This is a genomic window from Methanobrevibacter sp., from assembly GCF_050872065.1.
Lineage (GTDB): Archaea > Methanobacteriota > Methanobacteria > Methanobacteriales > Methanobacteriaceae > Methanocatella.
This window is the reverse complement of sequence record NZ_JBNMGD010000008.1, coordinates 23363-40595: the sequence shown is the minus strand read 5'-3', so window position 1 is coordinate 40595 and position 17233 is coordinate 23363. Positions and strand designations below refer to the sequence as shown.

Below are 17233 nucleotides of genomic sequence, written 5' to 3'. Positions count from 1 at the left end.
TGGAGTATTTGTTTTTTGGTTTAGCATGATAAAAACTTTTACTCCACTTATTTATTAAATTTAACTATTTTTAGATAAAATTAAAAATTCCAAACCAATTTCATCAAAAAATTTCAAATCAACAAAGTTTTTGAAAGAGTCCTTTTATAACATTATTCTAGACCTAAACTACCCTTTTAATTGCCATGATTTCATTTTAAACATATTGAAATGTAAACCTGAATTATATATAAATGCACAGTTAAATGAACTAGCAAAAGTTACTTACTATTCCGAAGCATCAGAAATATTGAATAATCTATATTATTATTACTCTGAGGATTTCAATGAAAATCAATTAACAGAACTATGCAATATTGCACTTACCAACTACCAAGTATACACTTGCCACTCCTGTAAAAATAATTTAAGGAATATCCTATCAGAAAACAAGAATAAAATTGACGAAGAACTGTATGAAAAAACTATTCAAACAACTGAACCAGAATCATATATAAATGCACAATTAAACAACTTAGCAAAAGTTACTTGCGATGATCACGCAGAAAAAATATTGAATCAACTGCATCATCATTATTCCGATGATTTCAGCAAAACCCAATTAACACAACTATGCAATATTGCACTTACCAACGACCAAGTATACACTTGCCACTCCTGTAAAAATAATTTAAGGAATATTCTATTAAAAAACAAATATAAAATTGACGAAGAACTGTATGAAAAAACTATTCAAACAACTGAACCAGAAGCATTGATAAATGCACAATTAAACTACCTAAAAGAAATTAGTTTTGGTTATAGTAAAACAAAATTAATATTGGACAATTTATATTATTATTACTCTGACAATTTCAGTGAAACTCAATTAACACAACTATGCAATATTGCACTTACCAACGACCAAGTGTACAACTGTGACTACTGTAAAAGTAGCTTAAGAAGTATACTATTAAACAACAAATATAAAATTGATAAAGAATTATATAAAAAAACTATTCAAATAACTGAACCAGAAGCAATGATAAATGCACAATTAAACAACTTAGCAAAAGTTACTTATGATTATCGAGAAGCCAGATTAATATTAAATGAATTATACCATTACTCTACTGATTTCACCAAAACCCAATTAACACAACTATGCAATATTGCACTTACCAACGACCAAGTGTACAACTGTGACTACTGTAAAAGTAGCTTAAGAGGTATCTTATCAGAAAATAAAGATAAAATTGATAAAGAATTATATGAAAAAACTATTCTAAAGAATAAATTGTAATTATTGGAGAAAAATAATATGTATGACTTATATGAAGATCTTAAATTGGAATGTCCAGAATGTGGATACGAAGCAGAGAAAAACGATTTGAAATTTAACTGTCCGTTTTGCGGTGAAACTGATAATGAAGACGGTTTCTACATCTGTGAAAGCTGTGGAACCCTTTTTGATTATACAGGAGATCCATGGGAATGTGACTTTTGCGGTAATGAAAGACCCGAAGAAGAAACTGAAGAAGAGACTTGTCCTCAATGCGGTGAAGTATTAGAAGATGTTTGCTGCGATAACTGCGGCTGGCCAAACAATCAAGGCTGGCTTGGCGAAGAATACGGATAAAATCCATAATATAATACCATCACCTTAAAAATCAAATAAAGTTGTCTGTTTAGGTTCAATATACCTCATTACTTCTATATCAATTAGATTATCTGTTTCTTTAAGGTGTCCGAGCAATAACGGAGAACTTTCATCGTGTAATTTTGTGACATTTTTAGGAATATCCGGTTTACTATTGGCATAGCAATATTTGCATTCACTTAAACAGGAATTGTAAGCACCAATATCTCTTGATGGAATGCAACGACAGTTTTTTCTCATTCCACTAGCTTTAACATTTTTATAGACAACATTATGTGCCTGTTCTAGTATTTCACGTGTTGTACATCCACTATTATGAATATTATATTTTTCATAGATTTCATCTGTTGCACATGTCTGAGTATAAAGATTATACTTTTTGGATATCCTCCCAATTCCTTTCAATAACCTTTCTTTATCCCCAAGAGTCAATGAAATTATTTCCGGCATATTCTCTTCAACTTTTTTATACATGTCCACAAAGCTGAAAATACATCTAGAAACCAGAGGTGATATTTTCTCAGCTATATATTCAAATGTTTCAAGGTGTTTTTCCACAGTATATTTTTCACTCAGAAGTATTGGATCATATCTCCAGAGAATTTTATTTTTACCGACGATATCAGATAACTTTTCCAAGGTATTAATTGACTGGTCTATCGATGGAACTTTAGGTTCAATGTCCCTACCATAGGCAGTAATTGTATAATTGCACAATATATTATACTTTTCATCTATCTCACCTATATGTTCAAGTATAGGTTTATAGTTTTTAGAGCAGAACAGTAAGCAATCAACATCTCCGGGTGTTAATTTTAACTTGTACACATTCTCTCTTACAAATGGATTCCTTGAATATGCATATCCTTCACGAATCCTGTTTAATAACCAAGGAGTGTAATAGTTCACTATATCTGTCCTTGCGCCAACGTTAATTATCATTTTATCAATTACTATTTTTGGATGGTCAGCAGAAAAAGTATTTGGATTTTAAAAAAAAAGCAAGAATCATAAAAAAAGAAAAAAAATAAGAGATTTATAAATCTCTTCCGAAAATGTGTACAGCCGCAGTACCCCCGGTACCTCCAATGTTGTGAGTCATACCGATTTCTGCACCGTCCACTTGACGTCCACCAGCTTCTCCTCTAAGTTGCCATACTATTTCAGCAGCTTGAGCAATACCGGTTGCACCTAATGGGTGTCCACGTGCTTTAAGACCACCGGATGTGTTTATAGGGAAATCACCATCAATTTCAGTTTGACCTTCTTCAATAGCTATTCCACCTTTACCTTTTTCAGCAAATCCTAAATCTTCTACAGCTAAAAGTCCGTTAATTGAGAAACAATCGTGAACTTCAGTTAAATCAATGTCTTTTTGAGTAACTCCAGCCATTTCATAAGCTTTTCTGGATGCGACCTTTGTTGATTCAATAGTGGTTAAATCTTTTCTGTCATGTAAAGTTAAAGTTCCGGAAGCCTGTGCGGAAGCTTTTACATAAATTGGAGTGTCAGTGTATTTTTTAGCATCTTCAGCAGGAACCATTACAACCGCTGCTGCTCCGTCAGATACAGGAGAACAGTCAAGTAAAGTTAATGGGTCAGCTACTGATGTGGAATTTATTACTTTATCCACACTAATTTCAAATGGGAATTGTGCATTTGGGTTTTTAGATGCATTTTTATGATTTACTACTGAAAATTGTGCTAATTGTTCACGAGTAGTACCATATTCGTACATGTGTCTTTTAGCAATCATTGCATATAATGATGGGAAAGTAGCTCCTTGTTGTGCTTCCCATTCTTGATCGGATGCGGTAGCAATAGCTGGAGTAGCATCAACTACATCAGTCATTTTTTCCACACCTGCAGAAATTACTACATCATGAAATCCTGATGCAACAGCCATAATACCTTGTCTTAAAGCTAAACCACCTGATGCACAAGCAGCTTCAACTCTTGTGGTTGGAATTGGATTAAGACCAACATGGTCAGAAATAAGAGCAGCAATGTGTTCTTGTTGTACAAAAAGTCCTGAGGACATATTTCCAACAAACATTGCTTCAATATCTGCACCATCAATTTCAGCATCGACTAAAGCTTTTACACCAGCCTCAGCAATTAAATCTCTAAATGATGAATCCCATAATTCACCAAATTTTGTTTGTGAAACTCCTACAATAGCAACATCTCTCATATCTAAGCCCCCTTACATTTTAATTTTACCTTTGAATTTAGCATATACAGCATAATCAACATAGGTTTTTTTACTGATGATATCCTCTGTTTTTGGAGCTAATTCTCTTCTTTCTTCAATTTCATCTTTGACAGTTATACTGAAACCATCACTTCCAGCACCAGATCCATAGGATACGACAAATATTTTATCTCCAGGATTAGCAACATCTAAAATATTAGATAAAGCTAATGGTACAGCACCAGAGTAAGTGTTTCCAATATTAGGAGTTAATAAACCTCTTTCAATTTGTTCTGAAGTAAATCCTAACTTTTTACCTGCTCTTAAGTAAAATTTACCATTAGGCTGATGGAAACAGGCATAATCATAATCTTCAGGAGTAGTATTAGTTTCATCTAATAACATTTTTGCAGCACTTAAAACGTGTTTAAAGTAAGCTGGTTCACCTGTAAAACGTCCACCATGAGATGGGTAAGGTTCACCTTCTCTTCTGTAAAAATCAGGAGTATCTGTTGTGTAACTACAAGTGTGTTCAATATCAGCAATAGTATTATCATTACCAATAATATAAGCAGCACCACCAGCAGATGCAGTGTACTCTAAAGCATCACCAGGAGCACCTTGAGATGTATCAGCACCAATAGCCAAAGCATAATCAACCATACCAGATTCAACAAGCCCCATAGACATTTGAATACCAGCGGTTCCTGCTTTACAAGCAAATTCCAAATCAGCAGCAGTTAATTTTGGAGTTGCACAAACTGCTTCAGCGACAATAGAAGCAGTTGGTTTTACTGCATAAGGATGTGATTCAGAACCAACATAAACAGCACCAATATATTTTGGATCAATTTGAGCTCTTGCTAGAGCATATCTAGCAGCAGTAACTGCAATTGTTGCAGTATCTTCATCAGGAGAAGGAACGGATTTTTCATTGACTACTAATCCTCTTGATAAAGCTACAGGGTCATCCCCCCAAACTTTAGCAATTTCTTCTACTTTAATTCTATATGAGGGAACATGCGCCCCATATCCTACTATTCCGACCATTAAATCACCTTAAAATAATATATAAAGAAATTATAATTCAATTATATGTATTATGATATTATTATATAAAATTAACTAAAATTGAAAGATATTTTAAATAAAACAATAAATTTAGAAAAAAAGAGCATTTATATAAAAGGTGCAGTTGCCGGGATTCGAACCCGGGTTGTAGGCTTGGAAGGCCCAAGTAATAACCAGACTATACCACAACTGCTATAAAAATGCGGCGTCCGGGATTTGAACCCGGGTCTCTAACGTGGCAGGCTAGAGTCTTAACCAGGCTGGACTAACACCGCATGTAACTAACAACATACATAGTTATGTTTTACTCATATATAAATATTTCGATTATCTGTTGATAATTTGCTTAATAATCATCTTATCTTCATTATCAATAGTTTTAATTAATATAATAACTATGAAATAAACCACTACGGATACAACCATAGCAACCCATAAATTAAGATTAAGAACATATAAAACAACACCCATGACTATAGATGCAAAAATAATCCTTAAAATATCATAAATCACCTTCTTATCAGGAAGCTGGTTAATTTTCCTAAGCATATACAACTCTAAAATCAATATTAAAATTTCACTTAAAACAGTTGCAACTGATGCACCGTAAACTGAATACTTCGGAATTAAAACTAAATTTAATAAAACATTAAAAACCGCAGCAATTGTATAAATTTTTGTAACTGAATATTCTTGATGTGATGCGTTCAATATTAATGAGCATGCTCCATTAACAAACAGGAAACATACTGTCCATATTAATATCTGCAAAACACCGCCAGCTTCAATATACTCAGCTCCATAAATTCCAATAATCTGATATGAATAAAATGAAGTGAATACTGCAATTGGAATAGTGACTAACATTAAATATTTAACTGATTTTACAAAACTAAAACTAAGCAAATCTTTCTCATCAGTGAATAATTTACTCATTACAGGAAAAACAACAGAAGAATAAATTGTATAAAACAATGATAAAACAGCTATAAGTTTATATGCTGAATTATAAAGACCTGTTGCATAAGTAGTTGCAAATTGAGTGAGCATAACAAGATCAATTGAATAGTAAATAGTATAAAAAAGACCAGTTAAAGCAAAAGGAAAACCTGCAACTAACAATACTTTATAAAAACTAAAGTCAAAAGATAACTTAGGCTTAATAATATGCTTTCTAAGTGCATATATCTCATAGATTAATGCAATGAAATTCCCAACAATATAAGCCATCAAAATTCCCATTAAACTATAATCTGTACAGGTTATTAAAAGAATAAACACTAATGTACAAACATTAAGAACAGTGTTGGTAATTGCCTGATACTTCATTTTCTCATGTGCTTGGAATGAAGTAAATAAAATAGCATGATAAGATTTTATAATATTCTCAAACGCCAACAATACACAAGCAACAACAAGTTTGGAATTCCAACCAAGAACTAAGACCGAAGCATAAACTACAAGGATATAGAATATTGATAAAAATATCTTAAGAGATATTGCATTATCCAAAAATTTATGTTCATTAGCAAAATCCGTAGATATTTCCCTAACAACATAAGTAGGAAGACCAAAATCAAGGATAATACCAAAAAGTGCAGCAAATGATACTGCTGCACCAAATATACCATAATCAGAAGGTCCTAAATACCAGGCAGTAACAATTGTCCAAACAAAAGCACAAACACTAGCAATAATCTGTGAAATTAGCATAAAACTAATATTTGCAAATACTGTTCTTACTTTATTAGCCATTATATTACCTTAAATTTTTCTTGCAGTTACACAGATCCAATCGTTTTCATCATTTAAATAAGCTTTAAAATCTTTAAAACCAGTTTTTTCCAATGACTCTTTCAATACATCTTCTGAATAAATCTTCATGTCCAAAAGTTCAACCAAATCATCATATTTTTCCATTTCACCTTCTCTATAAACTGCTTCATTACAGAAAAATACCAAACCATCCTTTTTAAGAACCCTATTAACTTCTTTTAAATCACTTATAAAATCTGGCCAGAAATAAATTGTTTCAAAACCAGTGACAATATCAAAAGTCGCATCATCAAATGGCATATCAGAAACAGATGCCTGTAATACATCAACAATTTTCTGATCTATGAATTCTTGGTTTAATTTAGAAGATTTTTCAACACTTACATCAGAGTAATCAATACCGACTACCTTTCCACCTTCAGAAATTTGTTTAGCAAATCGTTCAATGTTTTTTCCACCACCACATCCAATATCCAATATTTTACTGTCACTTTGAACTTCAAAATGGCTTACGCCCCATTGTGCCATGGATTCGTGGGATTTATTCATTCTGTCCAATATTTGATGACCTAATTCACCAACAGGTTTTCTTGCATTTACAATGAGTTCCTTATCTTCAATATTGTGACCAGTATTTACTTTGTCATTATCCACCATAATATCACTTTTTCATACCTTTACGTGTTTTGATAGCTTGTCCTGTTTTTAATTCTTTTATTTCACAAGCTCCAAGCAGTGCTTTACCATAAGCAAGCAATTTATCATCTTCATTTACAATCAGAACTTCATCATTAGACCGTATATTATCATCACAATCAACAACAAACTTACAGAATACACTTTTACCATCAAGTGCAAACGGTTCGGAATCCTTATTTACAACAACTCTATTACATGGAGATGGCATTGCAGAGTGAAGTCTTCTTGCACCTTCTTTTGATAAAACTAAAAATGAATCAGAAGCCCTCATATTAACAAGTAATGTTTTGCCATCATAAATATGCCTTATTTTACCTGTTTTTTTACTTTTCTCAATATTAATTTTACCTGAGAATAATGCTTCACCAGCACCCACACCAAATTGATAGTCAGCAATAGCCTTTATTTTTTTAACATCATCTTTAACATACCTGATTTCTACATCAACAAGATTATCTTCCTCTTCAATTTCTAAATCTTTAAGAACTCTTGAATGGATTAAAACTTGCTCATAATTCCCTGAAAATTCATCAATGAAATCTTGTAAAAATTCAATTGCATCCACATCACGTATTTTTGGAGTTGCACTTTGACTTAATGGATAAAGTTCATCAATTTCAAGAGGAATTAAACCAAATGGCACATCTACAACCATAAAATCTGCATTATCCAAATCAATTTCATGTTCTTCACCATACCTATAGAAATCACCAAGCTTTCCTGAAATAAACTTAGAATATGGTTTTCTTGATGGAGGAAGTAAAATTAAGTCTCTCTTTTTAGGCATTGCCATTAACTTTTGAATGTGTCTTAATACTTCAGGTCTTCCTAATGATTCAGGACCAGTATAAAAGAATGCTGATTTTTTACTTCTTGGATCATATTTTTCTAAATCCTCAGCATACATTCCAAGTTGTCTTACAGCATCTAAAAGTGCAGGATGAGCACGACAACGTTCTTCTACAAGTTCCATTAAACTACCTTCATAAATAGCTTGTCTAATACGCCTTAATTCTGCAAATGAAACATGCAAATTATGTTGAGCAATTAAATCTCTCCTTTGTTTTTTAGGCATTGCTCTTAAATCATCTGGAGTATATTTAGTACAAACTTCACAAGAACATGGCATTTCATGCAAGTTTTCAAGTTTATAAGTTCCTCTTGTTGTCAAGAATCTATCATCTTCTGCATATAGAATATAAGCTGCTGAATCAAATAAATCACAACCCATTGCTACACATAATGCAAAAATCATAGGATGTCCTGCACCCATCAAGTGACGAGGAACACTATCTGATAATTCTTTCATAGAATTCATTACAACATCAACTAAATCTTTGTAATGGTAAGATTCCATCAATGGAACAACTGCACCTATTGGATATAAATCAGCATCGAGTTTTGAAAGTTCACGAGCACATTCTTGCCTTAAATCAAGAAAAGTAGATCCTTGAACAACTGAATTCAATAACATCTCAATATTATTCTCTTTTTTAAATTCAACTGCTTCTTTTGCACGTTCTAAAGTAATCTCCAAATCACTTTCTGCTTTTTCCCTGTCTACAAATGGCGCTGTTGGAATATCCAGACTAGTTCCAATATCTGTCTTAATTAATTCTTGAAATTCAATTACTTCTTTATTTGTTATTTCAACATCACCATAAACAGATAACTGAAATGACCCAGAATCAGTCATAATCGGACCATCGAAGTTAATTAATTTATGTAACCCCTCATCAATTGCTTTTTGTTTCAATTCATCATCTTTATAAATCAAATAAGCATTAGTAATCACAATGTCTGCACCATATTTTGCAACATCGATTGCCTGTTTTCTAGGATGAATAACTGGCATTAATGCAGGAGTCTTCACATTACCGTGTTTAGTTTTTAAAACACCCACACGACCCATATTATCCTTTGCTTTAATTTCAAACATATTATAAACCTTGTATTTTAATTCAAGTAAAAAAATTCATTAAAAAAAATATATCCAAAAAATTGGATTATTATGATATCTAAGTTTTATTTTAATTAGAAAATTATATAAAGTTTGCTCAAATATTTAAAGTTTATTAAAAAGGACTTTCAAAAATTAAACTTAGATAAAATGAGTTATGAGAATAGTGCTAGAATAATTAATGATGATATTTTTGATTTGGTAAACGAATGTTTCAATCAGGAAAAAAGTAGTCGAAATAATGAAAGTAGGATTAATTTTTTTGATACTTACAATGATTATTTTGTTTTAACTGATGATGGATCATATTCTATTAATTCAAAAGAAATAAACCATAAAGTTGAAACATTACATACATCTACAGGAGCAATAAGTGAATCATTTGAGAAATTTATCAAACCAATGAAATTTGATTACACAAAAGATATTGCCATATTAGATATTTGTGCAGGATTAGGTTATAATTCATCAGCAGCTATTGCAGATTTTATAAAAAATAATCATGATTCAAATTTAAAAGTAGATATGGTAGAAATTTCCAAAGCAACATTTGCATGTGGCCTTTTAGTTCCATCTCCAATACCAGAACATGACATTACTAAAAAAGCAATTGAAGATGAATTAATAAAACTAGATTATGCCACTTTGAGTTTAGAAAAATGTGAAATCCCAGAAAATATCAATATTAATGTATTCGTTGAAGATGCAAGACAAACTGTTCAAAATCTTGAAGATAATACTTATGATGCAATATTCTTAGATCCATTCAGCCAAAACATGGCACCAGAACTATTCTCACTTGAATTTTTCAAGGAATTTAAAAGAATAATCAAAAATAATGGTATTATTGCAACTTATACTTCATCAGCACCCGTTCGAGCAGCATTTATTGAAGCTGGTTTCTACATCGGCCTTGGCCCAATCTTTGGAAGAAAACAAGGTGGAACACTTGCCAGCCCAAATCCAAAAATGCTTGATTATTCACTTCCCAAAAATGATGAGATTAGAATTGCACTTTCAGATGTTGGAATTCCATTTAGAGACCCTGGTTTGAATAATTCCAGTGAGTTTATCTTAAATAAACGTTCTGAAGAAAGACATGATGCACGTCATAATACTAAAATCTCATCTGCTGTTAAAACACCTATTTTTTTAGGTGATGCAATGGAAAATGATGAAAAATTAAAAAGACGTGTTGAAAGAAATCTTGAAAAAATGAATATACCCTCAACAACTTCACCAGAAGCATTCTACATTATCGAATGTGAAAAGGAATACCAAGAAAAACAAGATGAAAAAAACAATTCAACCAATAGAATATTGAATATGAAAGAAAAATTAAAAAAAGTTAAAGATGGATATTAAACTTTAACATAATATCCACTTTTAAGTAAATATGCTTCTAATTCTGATGATTTAACCGGATTTGATAGAAGTTTTAAGTTTCTACTACTACCATCATGATTATGTGAAAAGACGGACCAATCCGCATCACAATACTCACCGCCACCAGTATAATGCATACAAATAATAATACCTTCTAGGCTACCCTCATCATAATGAGCTGGACGACTAGGTGTTTTTGGGAAAGTTCCCCCATTACCAGAAGCCCAAAAAATACCCCAATAGAGTTCATGGCTTCCACAGATAGGGCAAGTCCTACTTAACTCAGTTTTATAATATGTATAACCATATTTAGCCAGTTCACCAGAAGCAGATGGTCTACCAATCACTAACATTGAGTTACCATCTTCTGAAACACCAAATTGATCATAAGATTTACCTTTACCCACTTCCACAACATTAATTTTCTTAGTTATCTTATATCCAGTACTTAAATCTTTACAAATTACAGTATGAACACCCGGATTTTTAAAAGTAAACTTATAATTTGCAATACCTTTTGAATTAGTTTTAACATTGTGTTTTACACCATCAATAGTCATTTCAATGTATGTGTTAGTAGCTGCTTTACCATCCTGTTTTAAAAGTTTAGCAATAAACAAACCTTCTTTTCCTTCTATTGCATTAACATCAAGGGCATTAATTGAAGATAATTTTACAGATACCTTCTTATTCAAGACATAACCTGTGAAAGGATCAACTGATTTAAAATTATAAGTTCCTTTATTTAATTTAAAACTAACAGTTGCAATACCATTTGAGTTTGTGGTTACTCTCTTTTTAGCACCATCAACATAAACAGTCATTTTAGTATTTTTAGCAATACTTTCACCTTTATAAAGTTTAACTTGGAATTTTGAAGTAGTACCAGTAAAAACTGTCATTGATTTAGCTTCTAATGTTGATAAAACAGTAAGAGTATTTGATTTTTTCTCACCAGTATTAGTATTAATTGAAGTAATCTTATATGTTCCAGGAGCGGAAATTACTTTGATATAAGCTACACCTTTTGAATTAGTTTTTTTATAGAAATAAGTTCCTTTGGTATAAAATTTAATGGTTTTACCTTTTAATACCTTACCATTTTTACCATAAAAAGTCGCACTGAATACTCTTGAACTCCTATAATGTTTTTTCAAATTGCTAGATACAATTGAATTTTTTACAGTAATCTTATTTGAAATTGTACGTCCGTTAGGATGTATTGCATAAATCTTATAAGTACCAATTTTTGAACCAACATTTAATTGAGCCACACCTTTAGAATTTGTCTTCTTAGTATATGTTTTACCATTTACTTTAAATTTGACATAAGTATTAGCTAATGACTTACCATTAGTTTTTAAAAAAGTAGCAGAATACGGTACAGAATGTTTATAAGTTGTAGTAACATCCTTTCCTTTTACGATATCCAATATTTTAATATTGTTTTTTATTGTTAAATTACCATAACAAACAGTGATTACATGATTTCCAACAGATAAACCAGTTATTAAAAAAGAAATTTTACCTGTAGAATCAGTTACTCTATTATAATTTTTACCATTAATCTTTAATGTAACGGATTTTCCAGATACTGGAGAACTGCCATTTGAGAGAGATACCTTGTAATTAACTTCTCCTTTATAATAAGCAGTTACATCATTACCTTTCAAGACATAATCTTCTTTTTGAGTCGAATTAATGGTATTATTCATTGTACGTGCTTCTTGAGGAAATTCCAACGAGCCCTCATTGTCATCATCACTAGGAATTACATCATCATTCAAATTCATATCAGTCAAATTCGTATCAGTTGCAACAACTGCGGAAATCGATAACATAAAAACTAGTGTTAATAAACTTAAACAAATTTTTTTATTAACCATGAATAAACTCCATTTAATAATTTTTTTGTATTTAATTGTTATTTGATTTAATGTATAAAAAGCTTTTGTTTTGCAAAATAAGTTCAAATAAGTCTAAATTAAGAAAATAAAGAAATAAAAAGCTAAAAATTATAATAAATATCTTGGAATAACTAAAACTAGCAACAAAAGAAAAAACTAAATGAAAATTTAAATCCCAAAAATGAAAAATAAAAGGAAATGGATTTGAAAACTCAACAACGAATAAATACAATATAGACACATGTTTATTCTATGAAATTAAATTAACACTACTAATTTAAAATAAAATACAAATAACCACTTTATGTATACTAAAATAAGAATTAAAGTGCAAAAAATAGTTAAATAAAAAAAAATAAATAATGTTGAATTAACTATTCAACAGTGACACATTTTGCTAAATTTTTAGGTTTATCTGGATCATGCCCTTTCTCAAGAGTAATGAAATATGCAATTAACTGAAGAGGAATCACATAAATTAAAGGTGCAATTAACTCATCTACTTCAGGATTAATTGTAATAACATCATCTGCTTGTTCCTTCAAAGCATCATCATTAGCTGAACCAATAGCAAGCACATTAGCTCCACGAGATTTAACCTCCTCTAAATTACTCATTGTTTTTCTGTAAGAATCACCCGGAGGGACAATAACCACAACAGGAATTCCTTCATCAATTAAAGCTAAAGGACCGTGTTTAAGTTCCCCTGCAGCATAACCCTCACCATGAATATAAGTAATCTCCTTAAGTTTTAAAGCACCTTCAAGAGCAGTAGGATATGAAAATCCTCTTCCTAAATAAAAGAAATCACGAGCATAATTATATCTTTTAGAAATTCCTTTTATAAATTCAACATTTTCAAGAGTCTCATCAATGAAACCTGGAACCTTATCAAGCTCATCAAGTAACTCATCATTTTTAGAAAGCAATGCTGAAAATAAGTAAATTGATGTAAGTTGAGCCAGATAAGTTTTTGTTGCTGCAACTCCAATTTCAGGACCTGCTTGAGTTTGAATCACATATTTAGCTCTTCTTGTAATTGATGAACCCGCTACATTAACAATACCTAAAGTTTTTGATGTTTGATTTGCAATGTCTAATGCTTTAAGTGAATCAGCAGTTTCACCAGATTGTGAAATGAATATAACTAAAGTTTTATCATTTAAAGTATTAGCAGAATATTTGAACTCTGAAGCTAAAATAACATCTGTTGGAATACCTGCAAGAGATTCAATCAAATATTTTCCAGTCAGTGATGCATGATAAGAAGTCCCACATGCAACAAAACAAATTCTTTGGATATCTCCCTCAATATCATCAATAATGCTCTGTATATGTTCTTTTTGAGTCAAAGTATTCCTAACAGCAACTGCTTGCTCATTAATTTCTTTAATCATGAAATGATCATAACCCTCTTTTTCAGCCATTTCAGGTGTCCAGTCAATTGATTCTATTTCTTTGTTAATCACATTATCAAATTCATCATGAACAACAACACCATTCTTATCAAGAATGACAATTTCTCCTCTTTCAGGATAAATAATGTCCTTAGCATATTTTAAAATAGCTGGAGAGTCTGATGCGAGATAATATCCATTTTCACCGATTCCAACAATTAATGGGGAATCTTTACGAGTTGCAATAATTTTATTTGGTTCTTTTGTTGATATTGCTGCAATTGCATAAGCTCCATGAATAACATCAATTGTTTCTCTAAGTGCATGCTCAAGGTCAAAACCTTCATTCATAAATTTTTCAATTAAATGAGGAATAACTTCAGTATCAGTATCAGATTTAAATACATGACCTTCTTTTATTAACTTTTCTTTAATTTCCAAATAATTTTCAATAATACCATTGTGAACAATAGCTATATCTTTTCTTTCATCAACATGAGGATGTGAGTTTAATTTAGATGGATCACCATGTGTAGCCCATCTTACATGAGCAATACCAAAGTTTCCAGGCATATCGGAGAGATTTAATTTATTATTTACTTCTTCAATTTTACCTTTATCTTTTTTAATGTGAATTTTATTTTCACTGTAAGTAGCTAAACCAATTGAATCATATCCCCTATATTCTAATTTAGAAATACAATCAAAAAGAATTGGAGCTACATTATCATCATTTTTTAATATACAACCGACAATTCCGCACATTTAATCACCCTGATAATTATAAATGTCTTTATACATGTTTACAACATCTCCAATTATTAAAATAGCTGGAGTATTAATTTTTTTATCGGAAATGTCACCAAGAGTGCCAAATACTAAATTTTGATTAGGTAATGTTCCACTTTCAATAGCACAAACTGGAGTATCAGCAGAGCGATATTTCATAATTTCAGCAGTGTTCTCTTTAATATTTCCAATTCCCATTAAAATAATCAAAGTATCTGCAGTATAATCCCAATGGACCTGACTTTCAGGTTTTGTAGGATCCTCATGTCCAGTTACAACAGTGACAGATGTTGCCACTCCTCTATGAGTTACTGGTAGTCCTAAAGAAGTTGGTGCTCCAATGGCTGAAGTTACACCTGGAATAACTTGAAATTTGATATCATGTTCCATTAAAGCCAATATTTCTTCTCCTCCACGACCAAAGACAAAAGGATCGCCTCCTTTCAATCTGACAACATTTTCATGAGTTTCAGCTTGTTTTACAATTAATTCATTAATCTCATCTTGAGTTTTATAATGCTCACCTGCCTTTTTACCTACATATATTTTCTCTGCAGTTTCAGGAGCATGAGTTAATATTTCATCATTAGCTAAATAATCATATAAAACAACATCTGCCTTATTTAAAGCTTTAACCGCTTTAAGAGTTATTAAATCAGCATCTCCAGGTCCCGCACCAATTAAATAAACTACCATTATATCACTTTATAAAAATCCTTTAAAGAAGTTTAAACCATCATCAGATCCAAATATACTTTCACAAGCCCTTTCTGGATGAGGCATCATAGCAACAACAAGACCTGATTCATCACATACGCTTGTAATATTCTCCATAGACCCATTAGGGTTTTCACCTTCAAATTGTAATACTATTTGATCTTGATCTTTCAATAATTCAATATCTTCTGTGTAAAATCTTCCTTCTGCGTGTGCAATTGGAAGATCAATAATTTGACCTTTTTTAAATGCTTTTGTAAATGGTGTTCTATTAGTTGTAACTTTTAATTTGGACCATTCACAATTGAATTTAGGATTTTCGTTTGTAATGAAAATTCCTGGAATAAGACCAATTTCCCCTAAAATTTGAGCACCATTACAAATTCCAAGTACTGGTTTTTCTTCTTTTACTAATTCTTTAATTCCATCGATTACGGGTGTAATTGAAGCCATTGCACCTGCTCTTAAGAAATCTCCATAAGAAAATCCTCCAGGAATAACAATACCATCAAAGTCAGTTAGTTTTTCTTCACTCCACCAAACATACTCTGGTTCAAGGCCTGCAAGTTCGCAAGCTTTTGCAACATCTCTGTCACAATTAGTTCCCGGAAATCTAATTACTCCAATTTTCATCTTTTCACCTTATTTACCACAAGCCATATTCTGTGGAATAACATTAATCTTATAATCATGAATTACAGGATTACAAAGTAACCTTTCACACATATCAGTTACATTTGCTCTGATTACCTCTCTATCTTCACCCTCCATTTGGAATTTAATGATTTCATCAGTTTTTACATTTTTAACTTCATAACCAAGTAAATCTAGAGATCTTTCAATTGTAGTAGCTTCTGGGTTTAACATACCACTTTTAAGTGAGATTTTAACTTCAATATCAAATAACATTTAAATCACCTTTTCATCTTCAGGCATGATTCTATTATAAACTTCTATATAAGCAGCCATAACTTCATCATCTTTTCCTTCTCTGAATAATTCTTTATCTAACATGTCCAATGTTTCGCTATCCCATAATCTGCATCCATCAGGAGATATTTCATCACCTAAAAGAATGTTTCCATCTTTATCTTTACCGAATTCAACTTTATAATCCACTAAAATAATACCTGCATCAGCGAAGAATTTAGTTAGAATTTCATTGATTTTTAAAGCTTTTTCAGTTAAAGTATCAATTTCTTCTTGAGTAGCTATTCCTAATGCTTTGATAATGGAATCATTAAGCATAGGGTCATGGTATTCATCATCTTTGAAATCCATTTGAACAATTGGTGGATTTAATTCAGTACCGTCTTCAATTGGGTATTTACGTACTAAACTACCAGTTGCAATATTTCTAACAATGACTTCAATAGGAATCATTTCAAGTTTTTTTGCAATCATGACATTTGGTTCTGGAAGATCAATAAATTGAGTTGCAACACCGTTCTCTTCTAATACTTTAAATATCTTAGAAGAGATTACAGCATTATAAGCCCCTTTATTATCCATTATCTCTTTTCTTGCACCATCACCAGCAGTCATGTCATCTCTAAACTCGATGAGTACTTTATCATCATCGTCTGTGTTGAATACACTTTTTACTTTACCACTATTAATTAACTCTTTTTTGTTCATGATATCAACAGAATAATTAAATTATTATAATATAGTTTTTAGTTTTAATATTATATAAAA

The 17233-nt window shown here is 31.3% G+C and carries 15 protein-coding genes and 2 tRNA genes; 3 read left to right on the top strand and 14 right to left on the bottom strand.

Annotated features, from left to right (window positions below):
* Positions 1-205: 205 nt before the first annotated feature.
* Both ACR0P1_RS02180 and ACR0P1_RS02175 read left to right on the top strand, forming a co-directional pair.
* Entirely contained in the window at positions 206-1282 is a 1077-nt protein-coding gene (locus ACR0P1_RS02180; RefSeq protein WP_432644765.1) for a hypothetical protein, read from the top strand.
* Positions 1283-1300: 18 nt separating this feature from the next.
* Positions 1301-1618: a hypothetical protein gene (locus ACR0P1_RS02175; RefSeq protein ID WP_432644764.1), complete on the top strand. Its 318-nt coding sequence runs from the start codon at positions 1301-1303 to the stop codon at positions 1616-1618.
* Positions 1619-1642: 24 nt separating this feature from the next.
* On the opposite strand, the gene ACR0P1_RS02170 is transcribed toward ACR0P1_RS02175, so the two are convergent.
* The 8 genes from ACR0P1_RS02170 to tgtA all read right to left on the bottom strand — a co-directional run bounded on the left by ACR0P1_RS02170 (position 1643) and on the right by tgtA (position 9318).
* Positions 1643-2581, bottom strand: coding sequence for a DUF1848 domain-containing protein (locus ACR0P1_RS02170; protein ID WP_432644763.1), 939 nt, complete (start codon positions 2579-2581; stop codon positions 1643-1645).
* A 94-nt stretch (positions 2582-2675) separates the two neighbouring features.
* Entirely contained in the window at positions 2676-3833 is a 1158-nt protein-coding gene (locus ACR0P1_RS02165; protein ID WP_432644762.1) for a thiolase domain-containing protein, read from the bottom strand.
* 12 nt (positions 3834-3845) lie between these two features.
* A complete protein-coding gene (locus ACR0P1_RS02160) occupies positions 3846-4883 on the bottom strand; it encodes a hydroxymethylglutaryl-CoA synthase (protein WP_432644761.1) in 1038 nt (345 codons plus the stop codon).
* A gap of 140 nt (positions 4884-5023) precedes the next feature.
* Positions 5024-5097, bottom strand: a tRNA-Gly gene (locus tag ACR0P1_RS02155).
* Between the two features lie 8 nt (positions 5098-5105).
* Positions 5106-5179 (bottom strand) — tRNA-Gly (locus tag ACR0P1_RS02150).
* 52 nt (positions 5180-5231) lie between these two features.
* On the bottom strand, positions 5232-6659 hold the full coding sequence (locus ACR0P1_RS02145) for a flippase (RefSeq protein WP_432644760.1): 1428 nt from the start codon (positions 6657-6659) through the stop codon (positions 5232-5234).
* 9 nt (positions 6660-6668) lie between these two features.
* Positions 6669-7337 carry a class I SAM-dependent methyltransferase gene (locus ACR0P1_RS02140; RefSeq protein WP_432644759.1) on the bottom strand — a complete coding sequence of 223 codons (669 nt, stop codon included), beginning with the start codon at positions 7335-7337 and terminating at the stop codon, positions 6669-6671.
* Between the two features lie 4 nt (positions 7338-7341).
* Positions 7342-9318, bottom strand: a complete 1977-nt coding sequence (tgtA, locus tag ACR0P1_RS02135; RefSeq protein ID WP_432644758.1) for a tRNA guanosine(15) transglycosylase TgtA — start codon at positions 9316-9318, stop codon at positions 7342-7344.
* A gap of 171 nt (positions 9319-9489) precedes the next feature.
* Between tgtA and ACR0P1_RS02130 the strand changes: the two genes are divergently transcribed.
* Positions 9490-10704, top strand: coding sequence for an MnmC family methyltransferase (locus ACR0P1_RS02130; protein ID WP_432644757.1), 1215 nt, complete (start codon positions 9490-9492; stop codon positions 10702-10704).
* On the opposite strand, the gene ACR0P1_RS02125 is transcribed toward ACR0P1_RS02130, so the two are convergent.
* The 6 genes from ACR0P1_RS02125 to purC form a co-directional block, all read right to left on the bottom strand.
* A complete protein-coding gene (locus ACR0P1_RS02125; protein ID WP_432644756.1) occupies positions 10701-12611 on the bottom strand; it encodes an Ig-like domain-containing protein in 1911 nt (636 codons plus the stop codon). The genes ACR0P1_RS02130 and ACR0P1_RS02125 overlap by 4 nt on opposite strands.
* A gap of 395 nt (positions 12612-13006) precedes the next feature.
* Positions 13007-14794 carry a glutamine--fructose-6-phosphate transaminase (isomerizing) gene (gene glmS, locus ACR0P1_RS02120; RefSeq protein WP_432644755.1) on the bottom strand — a complete coding sequence of 596 codons (1788 nt, stop codon included), beginning with the start codon at positions 14792-14794 and terminating at the stop codon, positions 13007-13009.
* The gene (gene cobA / locus ACR0P1_RS02115; protein WP_432644754.1) at positions 14795-15514 is read right to left on the bottom strand and encodes a uroporphyrinogen-III C-methyltransferase; all 720 of its coding nucleotides are present in this window, start codon (positions 15512-15514) and stop codon (positions 14795-14797) included.
* A gap of 9 nt (positions 15515-15523) precedes the next feature.
* The gene (gene purQ / locus ACR0P1_RS02110) at positions 15524-16168 is read right to left on the bottom strand and encodes a phosphoribosylformylglycinamidine synthase subunit PurQ (RefSeq protein WP_432644753.1); all 645 of its coding nucleotides are present in this window, start codon (positions 16166-16168) and stop codon (positions 15524-15526) included.
* Positions 16169-16177: 9 nt separating this feature from the next.
* A complete protein-coding gene (gene purS, locus ACR0P1_RS02105; RefSeq protein ID WP_432644752.1) occupies positions 16178-16444 on the bottom strand; it encodes a phosphoribosylformylglycinamidine synthase subunit PurS in 267 nt (88 codons plus the stop codon).
* On the bottom strand, positions 16445-17173 hold the full coding sequence (gene purC, locus ACR0P1_RS02100; protein ID WP_432644751.1) for a phosphoribosylaminoimidazolesuccinocarboxamide synthase: 729 nt from the start codon (positions 17171-17173) through the stop codon (positions 16445-16447).
* Positions 17174-17233: the final 60 nt, after the last annotated feature.

What these genes read in the sequence shown, in the direction of transcription:
- ACR0P1_RS02175 (WP_432644764.1), top strand. Translation starts at nt 1,301, where the DNA reads ATGTATGACTTATATGAAGATCTTAAATTGGAATGTCCAGAATGTGGA.
- ACR0P1_RS02170 (WP_432644763.1), bottom strand. Translation starts at nt 2,581, where the DNA reads ATGATAATTAACGTTGGCGCAAGGACAGATATAGTGAACTATTACACT.
- ACR0P1_RS02165 (WP_432644762.1), bottom strand. Translation starts at nt 3,833, where the DNA reads ATGAGAGATGTTGCTATTGTAGGAGTTTCACAAACAAAATTTGGTGAA.
- ACR0P1_RS02160 (WP_432644761.1), bottom strand. Translation starts at nt 4,883, where the DNA reads ATGGTCGGAATAGTAGGATATGGGGCGCATGTTCCCTCATATAGAATT.
- ACR0P1_RS02145 (WP_432644760.1), bottom strand. Translation starts at nt 6,659, where the DNA reads ATGGCTAATAAAGTAAGAACAGTATTTGCAAATATTAGTTTTATGCTA.
- ACR0P1_RS02140 (WP_432644759.1), bottom strand. Translation starts at nt 7,337, where the DNA reads ATGGTGGATAATGACAAAGTAAATACTGGTCACAATATTGAAGATAAG.
- tgtA (WP_432644758.1), bottom strand. Translation starts at nt 9,318, where the DNA reads ATGTTTGAAATTAAAGCAAAGGATAATATGGGTCGTGTGGGTGTTTTA.
- ACR0P1_RS02130 (WP_432644757.1), top strand. Translation starts at nt 9,490, where the DNA reads ATGAGTTATGAGAATAGTGCTAGAATAATTAATGATGATATTTTTGAT.
- ACR0P1_RS02125 (WP_432644756.1), bottom strand. Translation starts at nt 12,611, where the DNA reads ATGGTTAATAAAAAAATTTGTTTAAGTTTATTAACACTAGTTTTTATG.
- glmS (WP_432644755.1), bottom strand. Translation starts at nt 14,794, where the DNA reads ATGTGCGGAATTGTCGGTTGTATATTAAAAAATGATGATAATGTAGCT.
- cobA (WP_432644754.1), bottom strand. Translation starts at nt 15,514, where the DNA reads ATGGTAGTTTATTTAATTGGTGCGGGACCTGGAGATGCTGATTTAATA.
- purQ (WP_432644753.1), bottom strand. Translation starts at nt 16,168, where the DNA reads ATGAAAATTGGAGTAATTAGATTTCCGGGAACTAATTGTGACAGAGAT.
- purS (WP_432644752.1), bottom strand. Translation starts at nt 16,444, where the DNA reads ATGTTATTTGATATTGAAGTTAAAATCTCACTTAAAAGTGGTATGTTA.
- purC (WP_432644751.1), bottom strand. Translation starts at nt 17,173, where the DNA reads ATGAACAAAAAAGAGTTAATTAATAGTGGTAAAGTAAAAAGTGTATTC.